This is a genomic window from Spirochaetota bacterium, from assembly GCA_040756435.1.
GTDB lineage: Bacteria > Spirochaetota > UBA4802 > UBA4802 > UB4802 > UBA4802.
Genome location: JBFLZD010000001.1, coordinates 91,073 through 103,764 on the forward strand (window position 1 = coordinate 91,073; position 12,692 = coordinate 103,764).

Sequence of the window (12,692 nt, forward strand, 5' to 3'; positions counted from 1 at the left end):
TAGGGCAAATCATACTACTACTTTATCCCTGTATAATTCTTCAATCTGTTGGGATGTATAACCAAGCTTTTTTTCTAAAATTATACGCGTATGCTCACCCAAAGTAGGTGCGGGCATCCTTATACTCATTTCACATTCAGAAAGCTTAAAGGGGAACCCGGGGATATCTATTGCTCCAAACTGAGGGTGTTCAATTTTCTGAAACATTTGACGCATTTGTAAATTACTATCATGATTTATCTCCCAGCTTGTATATGCAATTCCACAGGGGGTTTTCTTACGTTGTAAAATTTCAATAATTTCCTCAGAGGTTTTTTTCTCAGTCCATTCCTCAATTAATGATACTGCTTCGCTGTGATTTTTTATCTGCACAATAATGTTTTCAAATTTGGAATCAGTAGCCATTTCAGGCTTACCTATTATGCTAGTTAAGTCCTTCCATTGGCGAGGTGTGAGTGCAACAATTGCCACTTTGCCGTTTTTTGATCTAAAAAATCCATAAAAAGGCATTCTGTCAGTTGAGTTAAATTCTTATACCCTAACCCTACACGTTCAAGTGAACCAGGCACAAGGTTATGGACAAAGATATCAGCATGTTCAGACATCTTTTTAATAACTTCACAACCTCTTGGATCGTGCCAATTGACTGGTATGCCATATTTATTGCGATTGAAAACAGAGTAACAGCGTTCGGCACCAGCCATCAATTTAAAAATAAGTCTAAGCGTATCACCCTGTGGTGGTTCAACCTTGATCACTTCAGCACCCATATCTGCTAAGATCTGTGTGCATCGGGACCCGGATATAAATTGTGTGATGTCAATTACAGTGATTCCTGAAAGCAGCATACAAGACCTCCGTTTTCTCTGCACATAATACTATATATATGCATAACAGTTTCAAGCTCTTTACTAAAATGTCACGTATTAAAATGTAATTATTCTCATTAATGAATAATTGTTGTAAAAATCGTTGGAAGATTTATGTATTATCCCTAAATATACAGGTATGAACAACAAGTCAGATAATACAACAACCACTCTTTTAAGAAGTGGCAGATATATTTCTTTATTCTTGAAATATTTTTTTAATTAAATAGTATATACGGCAACTACAAATTTTATTATATCATATATATATAACATGCTGATACTGTATAAAATTCTGGATATATTTTTTCTGGTATTTCACTCTATCCTTACGGTATTTAATATAGTTGGCTGGATTTCTGTAAAAACCAGAAAAGTTCATTTTTTTGCTATGATAGTAACAGGATTTTCATGGTTTTTTTTGGGTATATGGTATGGGTGGGGATATTGTTTTTGTACCGATTGGCATTGGCAGGTACGGGAAATGTTGGGGAAACCAGTGCTTTTTAATTCTTATATTCAGTTTTTAGTTTATGAAATAACAGGGTACATACCAGATGCCACTATAACAGATTATTTTGTAGTAACAATTTATTTCATGAGTTTATTCATTTCGACAGTATTAAATATACGAGATTTTAAGAGGGATAAAAAAAAATGCTATTCATGATGAAATAAAAAACCCGATTATTAGTCGGGTTTTTTGCCAAATACAACGTGTTAGTATATAACAAGTATTTAAACTTACAAATGTTGTATTTATCGAATGGTTCTTACTGAAACAGCCCGGGGTCCTTTTTCACTCTGTTCAATAGAAAATTCTACTCGATCACCTTCAAAAAGAGTTTTAAACCCGTCGCCAGCAATCCCTGAATGATGAACAAAAACATCCTTACCATCATCCTGTGATAGAAAGCCATAACCTTTGCTTTCATTGAACCATTTTACTGTACCTTTTGCCATTGTGTGACACTCCATAAATAATTTGTTATAACAGGAGATTATACCTGTTACCGTTGAACATCCCGCATGTACTGTTTTAACTTGCCAATGGATAAGGAAGGAAAAACGAAGTAATTAAGAGGATACCAACTATCTAGTCATATGAAGTATAGCGTAATAATTGTCAAATAAAATAAATTTTTTTCAAAAGTTATGTTTTTTCAATTTTATTTCTGAATATAATTTAGTGAACAATATATAAAAAAGTGTACCTTCAAGTTGCCGATGGTAAGATAGTAGACTTAATTTATTTTATCATTTTTCTTAAAATGCCGATAAATCGTATAGGAGCATAAAGCAAATTAAATATAGAAAGGAACAATTACCATGAAACTAATTGAAAATTTAGAAGCAAAATTAGATGATCTCATGCATATATACGGATTGGTGGCACTCAAAGGTGGCACTGAAGTTGAAGATATGACATATGATGAACTGCTCTTTTTAAAACAGATAGCTATTAATCTTCCCGTTATTGTAAAAATTGGTGGTCCAGAAGCAAGAAATGACATCAGATATTGTAAATCGATAGCAATTGATGGTATCCTGGCACCTATGATAGAGTCAGAATATGCATTAGAAAATTTTATTACAGCAGTTTTGGATATATATAAAGAGGCAACAATGCCTTATCTGGCAATAAATATTGAAACAATTACTGCATACCATAACCTTTCAGCTATATATACAAATCCATATTTTTCATATATTAATCAAATTACTGTTGGGCGAAGTGACCTGTCGCAATCAATGAAAAAGAGAGTAGATGATGATGATGTGTTATATGCTACTGCAAATATTGTTAAAGCTGCAAAATTATCAGGCAAGGTAACATCGGTAGGAGGCCAGGTAAATCCTTCAAATGCTGAAGTGGTTCAAAAGATTATTCAACCGGATAGGATAAATACACGCCATCTTATTTTTGATTGTAAAAAAGCTGAGAATATTGCAAAATCCATACAACTGGGGCTTGAATTTGAATTGGATTTGTATAGAGCTTTCTCTAATGTTGAACCCGCCAAAAGTCATATATACCAGAAAAGGATTGCCGTTACATCTGACAGACTGGCAGTTGTGTAATATGACACAAAAATGTTAGCTTAAAAAAATTTTTTTTAAAAAAACTTGACTAAAACCACTCTTTCTAACGATATCCTTCCCCAATTGATATTACTTTAATTGCTAATAGTTTTATGGGGTTTTTCTATGTATTCTGTATTTGTTTTGATAATGGTGATTTCTTCGCTTTTGGTTCTGTTTATTTTGCCAAGAATTGAAAGTAAGCCAGATAAATACGATATCAGTAATAACTGGCAGTCAGTCTGGGAAGAGCGTTTAAAGATTGATAATTAAAAGGGGAACAGGTACATAAAAATAATTGTTATTATATGTAACAATGTGGCCTGTACCAGTGATTGTACCCTGCTATAAATAAGACCTATTACTGTCCCAATAATAAAAAATAATACTGCTAAATACAGTGAATGTGCTGCTATGCCTGGTATACTATATAACAGGGCAGCAATAACTATTCCTCCATACTTTCCAAAGAAAAAAGAAAGGTTATACTGCGCAAAACCTCTGAAAAAGAGTTCCTCACAGGGGGCTATAATTGCCACCATAATAAGCATTGATTCTAACGATTTACTGTTACCCTGATAAAAATGCAGTAGTAGAGTTGTAGGATTAAATTGCACAGCTATATTGCGAATAGGAATAAGGATAATAATCATAACAAAAAGGTAAAATATTTTTCTTTCAAAAGGGAAGTCAAAAGAAAAAATACGATCTTTAGTGAATAATCTTTCATCCAAATATTGGGCTATGATGATCAAAATAAGGAGTGTGATGCTGTACTGATAGAGAAAAGAAAAATAGGAATAATGAATAACCCATTTTAGTAATGGATACACCAATAGCATGGGTATAAATACTTTCCAGGATGGTCTTTGCTGAGCATATGGATTATCAAGCTTAACCATAGCAAATATATTTGTGGCAAAATGGAATTGGTCAAGCAATTAATTATGGTTTTTTATTGTTCATGAAATTTTTTTTCAAAAAAATAAAAAATTTTTACACTATTTTATAAGTTTTTTCATCTTCCAGCGTATTTATACATAAAAGACAAAAGTGGAGTTAATAATGCGCTGGATACTATTAATCTATATTTTTACACCATCGTTACTGTATGCACAATTATTAATTAATGAAATTGCATGCAATGTGTCAGGGAGTGATTGGGTTGAGCTTTTTCTTTATTCGGTTCAACCGTTGTCCATTGATATCTCTTCACTATATGTAACCATGTATTATGGTACAAATGAACCGCTTTCACAAAATCCAGTTACCATTTATAGCTATGACAGGACGGAAACACCATGGGATGATCGGTTTGTTGTGGTACACCTGACTGATCCGTTAACTCCTGATGAATGTGATGCAACTGGAGATAGCAATGGCAATGGTGTACTTGATGTATACTGCAATAATTATAGCAGCAGTCTTTGGAATACTGACTGTGTGGTTGCCATTGATACCGATGATGACCCATCAAATGGTGGTATCATTGATTTTGTTGCATATGCAAACAGAGATGGCAGCTTTAATCAATCTATTTTACAGTATGTTACTGCTGCAATACAGCATGGACAATGGTTGGGCACAGCATCTGAGGAGTGCATGGTTGATATAGGAAAAAATGGCCTGCAAGAATATCAGAGTATTATCCGGAAAGCAGCAGTGGATTCAAATTCATTAGATGATTTCGTTATAACACCATATCTAACACCCGGACATACCAATATACTGCCAGTTAACCATTCTCAAAATACATTTATTAAAATAAACAGGAAGGTTGTCCTCACTAAAAGCGCTATAGAACAATGTAAAATTTTTATACTAAAGCCATGCACGCTGAGGGTACGGCTTTTTTCCTCACAGGGATACAAAATGTATGAAAGTGAGCTTCTTTCAGCGTCACCGGGGTTTTATACTATCGATTGGGTACGGTACATAAAAAAAATGCGTTGCGGTTTGTATTTAGGAACTGTTGAGGCACAGGATAGTAAAAATCGGCAACGCGAGGAATTTTACTGTATTGTGGTTGAGTGATGGCTTCATTACTTGTTTCAGTACTGTTGATGCTACAGGCGTTTGAGACGGCTCAACCACTGGCACTTAGTGTATGGGCAATAGCTCCGGCATATCAGGCAAACCCTTCACCAATAATCTCTGGAGTAACGTATGCCAATCCTTTTGGATATCCGGACTTATATAGAACAACATCATTTATTCATACTGCAACAAATGGTTATTCGGCGGGATTACAATGGCAGTACTTTGGAATACCTGAATATCGTGAAGATACGGTTAGTGTTGGTGCAGGCTGGGCGATAGTTCCATGGATAAGCTTAGGCGTGGAAGTCCATGATTACATTCTTTCAATACATACAGAAGAGTATACCTATACACAAAGCTTATATGATTATGGAGTGTATTGTACCATCAAACCTTTTGACCATGTAAGCCTTTTTGTTATGCAGAATAATATCAGGAATTTTCATAATGATGGGTATATTCCTACTGAATCAATACTATCAGCACGTGTAGAAATTTTTAACGGATGTGCAATTGAATATAAATTACAGTATAGTGATTATATCTCACAGATTTTTAAAATAAATGGCTATATTACACGGTACTGCGCAGTTGATATTGCCTATAGCAGAGAATTAAACCTATCTTCTGCCGGGATTACTATACTGTGGGGTTCTTTTTTAATGCGGTATGAAATGAACCATCACTCCTTTTTGGGCAATACCCATAGTTTTGGATTGGTATATTCACATGCAGGGTTTATGTATGTATCTGGAGCTAAGTCTGTAAAAAAAGAAAAGCCCAAGTTAGACATACAAGTATGTACTGCTGAAGAATTAATAGGGCTTGATGTCATGTCGGAGGTATTGTGTCAGCGTATTATTAAGTATCGGTCAATGTTTGGTAATGTCAGTGTTGCGTCATTGTATCAATTGGGTTTATCAACACAGCAGATCCGTGATCTGCAACAATATACATACAATTATATTGAAGATGAAATAAGCAGAATACAAAACAATGAAAAGCAATCTTCAATAAAGCAAAATAATTATATTTCATACGAAGAAAAAAATAGACGGATAAAAATACTTTTTCAGTCCATGGTTGCTGCTGATATACCAGCGTATATTGCCATATCTTTAGCTGAAGAATATCAGAAATCCGGAGAAAAAGGAGTATTGCAGTCACCGTTGTTTAAAAGTTTATCTTCTTTGCAACAAAAGAGAGTTAAAACAGCATGCGGAATGCAGTGATACTATGGTTATATGTATATCTTGGTATAATGTTGCAGACACAAGCAATAGCTTTACAGAGTATATCCGTTGAATACAGACAGGATGCTCTGGATTATGGTGTGGAAAAAGAACATTACCTCCGCACCACTGTGACAATAGCAACAGATACCACAGAAGTAAATGCAGCAGTTGTACAATCACATGGTACAAAACATGCCACATGGTCATTTTCAGCTCAGGGTGACTATGCTGCAATTTCAGGTGGATATTATTTTATTAACAATGCCACCGGGTTGTTATTGGGAAAAGCTTCTGTGTATAACCCGGATCCCTATTCCATTCATGTTCAAAAACATGATGCATTCATATCATTATGTAAAAGTGGCAATCCACAGTATGCTATGTATGGGGTGGTTTCATCATTATTTAATGCAAGATGCTCATCTACCATAAAACTGGATGCAGGAGTTTCATATAAAGAATGTTATATTTCACCTGCTGATGCTCAAAATGGTGTATACCCATACAGTGTCCAGAGCTTACTATCACACTTTAAAAGGGAAGGACAATATACTGAACCAGTACAGATTATTACATCGTTTGTGCATGCAACCGTTAATCCTGCTGAGTATGTAACTTTACAGGGATGTTATTATTATACACATATATATTATAATAATGCACACATATTATTCAATGCAAATACACAGGATAATTATGCAATGGAATCATTTGGTGGGTACAGTCTGTATGCACACTATCAGGACAGTATTGTATCACTTTTTTCGGAATATGCTGTTTCACGTGTTTTGATAAAAAATGAAGGTAAATCGGGAGATAGATATAGTAAAGCATATTATTGTGGGGTATTGGTTAAAGACAAAAATTATAAAATCAGCAGTATTGTACAAAAGTCAGATAAAAACTTTTATGCCCCATTTGGCAATACATTTGGGGGAAATTCGCCACGCGATATTTATTATTATTTTGTCAGTGTTAAACCTGTAAAAAAGTTTGCATGTTCATGGATATATATAGACCAGAATAACCTTCTACCATCCACGTATTATACTGAATATCCACACAAACGTATTCATACTTTGCGTATGGTATATAAAAACAAAAATTTTTCTGTTAAATCGGATTATCGTTATGCACAGTTTTATAAAGGTGGGGAAGAAAAGGCATCACGATATCAGGAGGGTGTTAGATGGGGAATAACAAAAAACTCATCAATACATCTTAAATGTGGGTTGTATCAGGGGGATACTGTCGCATGGTATGTTGCATCAGGTATTGGCATAAAAGTTGGCAATCTGCAAAATGATTTTGGATCAGTTTATGCTCATACCAATGGCGAAAAAATATATGTAGCAATGCTTCCGCTCCCACAAACAAATATTATTTCAGATACTATCGCCGCATCCTCATTTTTTATTGTTGCACGCTTTCGTTTCAGTAATACATTTTGTAAGCTGTCAGCTCGATTAGTTATGCAGCTACAACCCCAAAAACAATCGACAGGGGAAGTTGGAGCAGCAGTGTGGTTTTAAAATTTTAGTTTTTTTGATACCGTGCTACAATCGTTATACATAGTTCAGTAAAATTATATAATAGTAATGCTATGGAAAATAAAAAAATAGATATATTGCAGAAAAAGTTGCAGGCTCTCAATCCCTATGTAATAGCCTATTCTGGTGGTAATGATTCAACATTTTTAGCAGCTATCTCCAAACATTTTTCATTGGATTTTTGCCTTGTTCACTGTATAAGCGAATTTACAATTCCAGGTGACACACAGCGTGGGCGCACGTTTGCCACAGAACATGACATCCCCTATCATGAGATTGCTATTTCAGTATTGGGGATTGTGGAGATAGTAACCAATACTAAAAACCGTTGTTATTATTGCAAAAAAGCAGTGTTTAAAAAAATACAGGAATTTGCATCCCAAAGTGGTTTCCAGAATGTGGTTGATGCTGGCAATGTGTCGGATACTTCTGATTATAGGCCTGGAAGAAGGGCACTTGTTGAGTTAGGTATTCATTCCCCACTTCTTGAAGCAGGTTTTACCAAAGAGGATATTATACAGGGATTACAACATTTCAATATCCCTTATTCAAAGGCATCCAATTCATGCCTTGCTACGCGCATTCCCTATGGTACAGGTATTACTCAGGATATACTTGACACTATACGGAAGGCGGAGGAATTTATTATTTCCTTAGGCTTTGATGGTGTACGTGTACGGTACCATTATCCTGTGGCACGCATTGAAGTAATGGTACAGGATATACAAAGACTCGTTGACCCTGAGGTTCGGAATAAAATCGTTGCGTTTTTTAAGCAATTGGGATTTTTATATGTTACGATGGATTTAGAAGGATTCACATCAGGTAATTTAAACAGGATGTTAGATAATGAGTGATGTTCTGGTAGCAATTATTGTTCGCAATAATGAGGAATTATTACGTCGTACATTAGACACTATCTGCAATTGTCCATATGCTCATGTCATGCCACTTATTATTGATGATGGCTCTTTTGACCAGTCGCCCTCAATTGTTTCTGATGTGGATGTGCATTTTGTGATGCATGAAGAGCCTTTAGGTTATGGAGGCGCACTCATGAGTGCATTTGCATATGCAAAGGATTATTCATTGAGTTTGTTATTTATGTTGCCCCTGGAAGCTTTTGCTGATTGGAACATAGTTTCCAGGTACCTATCCTTTTTTCAGGATGCGGATATCATTACCGGGAATAGATTTACCACACAATCTCTTGATGAAAAAAAGCAATATAAAGATATTGTACAGTATTTCAATCAGCACGCAGGCTTGAACATAGTGGACCCTTTTTCACCCGTAAAAGGCATATCTATGAACCATGCCGATTTATTTGAAATAACAGAATTTTCTGATGCTGCACTTGTGCAGATACTGATTCAGGCTGCACATTACAAGTTAAAGATAAAAGAATTTGAGTGTGTATATCCTGAGAAAGGATTACTATCTCATCTGGATGATATTGATAATATCACTGGACTTAAAGATTTTATTACAGGCGAGCTTCACCTTTACCCATATACAAAAGGGCATTAAAACGTGAAGAAGTCAGCTATTTACATAGTAGTATTATTTTGTATTTTTAAACTATCATGTACAACCCCTGAGGAACGAATCCCCAAATATTCTATAGCAACTTCTTCTGGCTATGGCATGCTGTTTATTGGCGATATGATGTTTGAATGGGCAGTAAAAGATATAATGCAGCGCTATGGTACAGATTATCCATTAAAGAAAGTTAAACCCTTTTTCCAATCTTTTGATTTTGTAATGGCAAATTTGGAATCACCATTAACAAATAACAGAACAAGTTTGGTATATCAAAAATATATTTTTAAAGCACCGCCTTCAATTGCATTTGTTATAGCTGATGCTGGTATTACAGCAGTTACTCTGGCAAATAATCATATGCTTGATTATGGTGGTACAGGATTATTGGATACATTGACTTCTTTATCTGATGCAAAGGTACTCTATGCTGGAGCAGGGAAAAACGAAACAACAGCATCTTTGCCGGTTATGCATCAGTTGGGGCCAGCACGCATTGCTGTGTTATGTTATACTCAGATTTCCTCAAAGGAAATGATTGCAAAAAATAATCCAGGTATAAATTTCTTTGAATTAAAGAAAGCTCAAAGTGATATTAAGAAGTATCGCTTCTGCGATAGTGTTATTATTAATATTCATTGGGGTAATGAATACTTTTACTACCCTTCATCAAAACAGATTGATATAGCCCATGCACTCATTAATGCCGGTGCGGATGCTATTATTGGTCATCATCCACATGTGTATCAAGGAATTGAAATATATAAAAATAAACCGGTTATCTACTCACTGGGAAATTTTCTTTTTGGCTCTATGCATGAAGGAATTAATGATAATATTGCCTGTGCACTGTACATGTCGGGAAACGGGAAAATTATTAAGATGCACATTTATGCAATCAAAGGAATATATACTGATGGAATTATACAGCCTGAAGTGTTAGAGGGGCCTTCGGCTATAAAAGTCTTTGATCATGTTCTTGAGATTTCAAAACCACTGGGTATTATTTTTACCAGCAGAACTACAAAACACAATAATTATGCTGAATTTATTTTCAGGTAATTACTCCATTAATGCTTTCAGTACATAATCCACGCTTTCTATCATTGATTGTATTTCATATCCACCTTCAAGCACCACCACAATCCTGTTGTTGGAATACCGTGTTGCAATATCCATAAGCATACGAGTAAACATGTAATATGCCCCACTTGAAAGATTTAATGATGATAAAGGGTCGCTTTTATGGGCATCAAAACCTGCTGATATGAGAATAAATTCGGGTTTAAAGTGGTCTAAAGCAGGAATAATAATTTCGCTAAAAGCACTTTTGTAAGTTTTATCATTGCTGCCAGGATTCATTGGTATGTTAATGGTATACCCGTAACCGGGGCCAATGCCTATCTCATCTACACTACCAGTACCGGGATAAAAGGGGAACTGATGTGTACTAATATAAAAAACAGAAGGGTCAGCCTCAAAGATATGTTGCGTGCCATTGCCATGATGGGCATCCCAATCTATTATGGCTATCTTTCGTATATTATATGTATATTGGAGGTAGCGTGCAACAATTGCAACATTATTAAAGATACAAAAGCCCATTGCTTGAGCTATCTCAGCATGGTGGCCGGGTGGTCTTACAGCACAAAATCCATTAGTGGCCTCACCAGCAAGGATATAGTCACATACCTCAAGTATCCCTCCAATTGCCCATAATGAAACATCATATGTTTCATCGCATATTACAGTGTCATAGCCATCAATGCAAGTGATTCCATTTGGCTTTGCATTGGCAATCATTGAAACATACTCAGGATCATGAGCATAGAATAAAACATCAGGATGAGCTTTACGTGGCTGAACGTAAAGCAATGAGGAATAATTTTTATTTGTACGGATATATTTATCAAGTATCTCTAAACGTTTAGGGGATTCAGGATGTGAATCGCCTGTTTTATGGTGCAGATAATGCGGGTGAAAGCAATATGCTGTATAGCTCATAATTATAAAATGTTTGATAGTTTAATTAACACAAACAATCTACTTTATAATATTGTAATATAATATTTAAAAAAATCAAGTATTTTTTTTGTTTAATATTTTTTTTGCCTGCAGTAGGAATTCTATATCCTGCGCATCTTTAGCATTATAGCTCCTGATTTTTTTTAGCTTGATCAAATCATCAATTGAGGGGACTCTAAAATGTATAGAATCTTTTTTAGATTCAATAATATATGAATTAGTAAAGCATTCATCAAATGTTATAATTTGGCCTTCGCTATTGGTAATACTTTTATGGAAAAACAAATCATATTTTTTTGTACCGCAAAACACAAAAACGATAGGACTTTTTGTATGGATATCTTTTGAAAGTTCGCATCCTGAATTTTGTAAAAAAGTAAGCGTTTTTACTTTATCTGCATTGTAAATCCAGAAGTCATAATCTGCTGTCATCACAGGGGCACCGTATAGTATAAGAGCCCGTCTTCCTATTATTAAATAATGGATGTCCTGAGAGTTAAATAATTGTATCATTTCTAAGAATGATAATTCTTTTTCTGCTTCCATTGTTTTATTAATGAAAATTCCTGTATATAATCTTGAGTTTCATCCCAGTGTTGTTCAGAAATCTTTATTCTGTCAACAGGGGAAAATCGTAAAAACCATAGTATAGATGCTTCTAAATCCTTTTGTCTGTTTTTTGGAATATCAGAAAGTTTTTGAGGATACTTTTTATGTGGCATTTTTATCCTTCAGCTATTATAATATTAAAATATTTATGGGCACCTCTAAAAACCGCTTTCATCATTACGGGTACAATTATAAAGAAAGTGGTTTAATCCTCTATATTGTACACACAAGGAAACATCTGGAAAAACAGTTTTTAGAAGTTCCCATCCTTTTAATATATTATATTGTGAAGTCAAGAACAAATCAAATGATTATATCAATAGACTATCTGAGCAATAATCTTTCTATTCCTTTTACGAGTGTCGCATTCTATGACAACTATTTGCTGCCAGGTTCCTAACGTTAATGTTCCATCAACTATAGGAATAGTAATAGATGGTCCTATCATAGAGGCTCTCAGATGTGAAGAACCATTGTCATCATGCCAGGTATCATGGTGATGATAGTGGGCATTGCGCGGGATTAGCTTTTCTAAAAATATATTGATATCTTTTTTTAAGCCTGGTTCATATTCAATGGTGGTTATAGCAGCAGTTGAGCCGGGTATAAAAAGACAAAGTATTCCGCTATGCACATTGTGCTTGTGTATAATTTCTATGGCCTGTGAGGTTATATCAATAATATCACCCTGCCCTTGGGTTGATAGAGATATATATTCAGTGATGGTACCCATAGAATTT

16 protein-coding genes are annotated in these 12,692 nt (G+C 34.9%); 8 read left to right on the forward strand and 8 right to left on the reverse strand.

Annotated elements, in window-relative coordinates; all coding sequences use genetic code 11:
* Positions 1-9: 9 nt before the first annotated feature.
* The gene (locus AB1444_00460; protein ID MEW6525119.1) at positions 10-510 is read right to left on the reverse strand and encodes a CoA transferase; all 501 of its coding nucleotides are present in this window, start codon (positions 508-510) and stop codon (positions 10-12) included.
* On the reverse strand, positions 429-848 hold the full coding sequence (locus AB1444_00465) for a CoA transferase (protein ID MEW6525120.1): 420 nt from the start codon (positions 846-848) through the stop codon (positions 429-431). The genes AB1444_00460 and AB1444_00465 overlap by 82 nt, the downstream gene beginning before the upstream one ends.
* Before the next feature lie 295 nt (positions 849-1,143).
* Here AB1444_00465 and AB1444_00470 point away from each other — a divergent pair, with 295 nt between their 5' ends.
* A complete protein-coding gene (locus tag AB1444_00470) occupies positions 1,144-1,539 on the forward strand; it encodes a DUF2784 domain-containing protein (GenBank protein MEW6525121.1) in 396 nt (131 codons plus the stop codon).
* An 89-nt stretch (positions 1,540-1,628) separates the two neighbouring features.
* Here the strand turns inward: AB1444_00470 and AB1444_00475 are convergent, their stop codons facing one another.
* Entirely contained in the window at positions 1,629-1,832 is a 204-nt protein-coding gene (locus AB1444_00475; GenBank protein ID MEW6525122.1) for a cold shock domain-containing protein, read from the reverse strand.
* Between the two features lie 366 nt (positions 1,833-2,198).
* Here AB1444_00475 and AB1444_00480 point away from each other — a divergent pair, with 366 nt between their 5' ends.
* A complete protein-coding gene (locus AB1444_00480) occupies positions 2,199-2,951 on the forward strand; it encodes an aldolase/citrate lyase family protein (GenBank protein MEW6525123.1) in 753 nt (250 codons plus the stop codon).
* 269 nt (positions 2,952-3,220) lie between these two features.
* Here the strand turns inward: AB1444_00480 and AB1444_00485 are convergent, their stop codons facing one another.
* Positions 3,221-3,853, reverse strand: a complete 633-nt coding sequence (locus AB1444_00485; protein MEW6525124.1) for a CPBP family intramembrane glutamic endopeptidase — start codon at positions 3,851-3,853, stop codon at positions 3,221-3,223.
* A 163-nt stretch (positions 3,854-4,016) separates the two neighbouring features.
* Between AB1444_00485 and AB1444_00490 the strand changes: the two genes are divergently transcribed.
* From AB1444_00490 to AB1444_00515, 6 genes are all read left to right on the forward strand, one after another.
* Positions 4,017-4,985 (forward strand): hypothetical protein, encoded by a 969-nt coding sequence (locus AB1444_00490; GenBank protein MEW6525125.1) that lies wholly within the window; start codon positions 4,017-4,019, stop codon positions 4,983-4,985.
* Positions 4,985-6,223, forward strand: a complete 1,239-nt coding sequence (locus AB1444_00495) for a hypothetical protein (protein MEW6525126.1) — start codon at positions 4,985-4,987, stop codon at positions 6,221-6,223. Before AB1444_00490 ends, AB1444_00495 begins: the two co-directional genes overlap by 1 nt.
* Positions 6,220-7,758, forward strand: coding sequence for a hypothetical protein (locus AB1444_00500; protein ID MEW6525127.1), 1,539 nt, complete (start codon positions 6,220-6,222; stop codon positions 7,756-7,758). The genes AB1444_00495 and AB1444_00500 overlap by 4 nt, the downstream gene beginning before the upstream one ends.
* A gap of 71 nt (positions 7,759-7,829) precedes the next feature.
* The gene (gene larE / locus AB1444_00505) at positions 7,830-8,633 is read left to right on the forward strand and encodes an ATP-dependent sacrificial sulfur transferase LarE (GenBank protein MEW6525128.1); all 804 of its coding nucleotides are present in this window, start codon (positions 7,830-7,832) and stop codon (positions 8,631-8,633) included.
* Positions 8,626-9,306, forward strand: a complete 681-nt coding sequence (locus AB1444_00510; protein ID MEW6525129.1) for a glycosyltransferase — start codon at positions 8,626-8,628, stop codon at positions 9,304-9,306. Before larE ends, AB1444_00510 begins: the two co-directional genes overlap by 8 nt.
* A 3-nt stretch (positions 9,307-9,309) precedes the next feature.
* Positions 9,310-10,380 (forward strand): CapA family protein, encoded by a 1,071-nt coding sequence (locus AB1444_00515; protein ID MEW6525130.1) that lies wholly within the window; start codon positions 9,310-9,312, stop codon positions 10,378-10,380.
* Here AB1444_00515 and AB1444_00520 read toward each other — a convergent pair whose 3' ends face one another.
* The 4 genes from AB1444_00520 to AB1444_00535 form a co-directional block, all read right to left on the reverse strand.
* Entirely contained in the window at positions 10,381-11,322 is a 942-nt protein-coding gene (locus AB1444_00520; protein MEW6525131.1) for a histone deacetylase, read from the reverse strand.
* A 75-nt stretch (positions 11,323-11,397) separates the two neighbouring features.
* Positions 11,398-11,889: a hypothetical protein gene (locus AB1444_00525; GenBank protein MEW6525132.1), complete on the reverse strand. Its 492-nt coding sequence runs from the start codon at positions 11,887-11,889 to the stop codon at positions 11,398-11,400.
* A complete protein-coding gene (locus AB1444_00530) occupies positions 11,859-12,065 on the reverse strand; it encodes a hypothetical protein (protein MEW6525133.1) in 207 nt (68 codons plus the stop codon). Before AB1444_00530 ends, AB1444_00525 begins: the two co-directional genes overlap by 31 nt.
* A gap of 203 nt (positions 12,066-12,268) precedes the next feature.
* Complete coding sequence (locus AB1444_00535) at positions 12,269-12,685, reverse strand: secondary thiamine-phosphate synthase enzyme YjbQ (protein MEW6525134.1); 417 nt, start codon at positions 12,683-12,685, stop codon at positions 12,269-12,271.
* Positions 12,686-12,692: the final 7 nt, after the last annotated feature.

Excerpts from the sequence above, each read along its gene's own strand:
- AB1444_00475 (MEW6525122.1), bottom strand. The coding sequence starts at position 1,832 with ATGGCAAAAGGTACAGTAAAATGGTTCAATGAAAGCAAAGGTTATGGC.
- AB1444_00465 (MEW6525120.1), bottom strand. The coding sequence starts at position 848 with ATGCTGCTTTCAGGAATCACTGTAATTGACATCACACAATTTATATCC.
- AB1444_00490 (MEW6525125.1), top strand. The coding sequence starts at position 4,017 with ATGCGCTGGATACTATTAATCTATATTTTTACACCATCGTTACTGTAT.
- AB1444_00485 (MEW6525124.1), bottom strand. The coding sequence starts at position 3,853 with ATGGTTAAGCTTGATAATCCATATGCTCAGCAAAGACCATCCTGGAAA.
- AB1444_00480 (MEW6525123.1), top strand. The coding sequence starts at position 2,199 with ATGAAACTAATTGAAAATTTAGAAGCAAAATTAGATGATCTCATGCAT.
- AB1444_00460 (MEW6525119.1), bottom strand. The coding sequence starts at position 510 with ATGCCTTTTTATGGATTTTTTAGATCAAAAAACGGCAAAGTGGCAATT.
- AB1444_00495 (MEW6525126.1), top strand. The coding sequence starts at position 4,985 with ATGGCTTCATTACTTGTTTCAGTACTGTTGATGCTACAGGCGTTTGAG.
- AB1444_00520 (MEW6525131.1), bottom strand. The coding sequence starts at position 11,322 with ATGAGCTATACAGCATATTGCTTTCACCCGCATTATCTGCACCATAAA.
- AB1444_00510 (MEW6525129.1), top strand. The coding sequence starts at position 8,626 with ATGAGTGATGTTCTGGTAGCAATTATTGTTCGCAATAATGAGGAATTA.
- AB1444_00470 (MEW6525121.1), top strand. The coding sequence starts at position 1,144 with ATGCTGATACTGTATAAAATTCTGGATATATTTTTTCTGGTATTTCAC.
- AB1444_00530 (MEW6525133.1), bottom strand. The coding sequence starts at position 12,065 with ATGCCACATAAAAAGTATCCTCAAAAACTTTCTGATATTCCAAAAAAC.
- larE (MEW6525128.1), top strand. The coding sequence starts at position 7,830 with ATGGAAAATAAAAAAATAGATATATTGCAGAAAAAGTTGCAGGCTCTC.
- AB1444_00535 (MEW6525134.1), bottom strand. The coding sequence starts at position 12,685 with ATGGGTACCATCACTGAATATATATCTCTATCAACCCAAGGGCAGGGT.
- AB1444_00525 (MEW6525132.1), bottom strand. The coding sequence starts at position 11,889 with ATGGAAGCAGAAAAAGAATTATCATTCTTAGAAATGATACAATTATTT.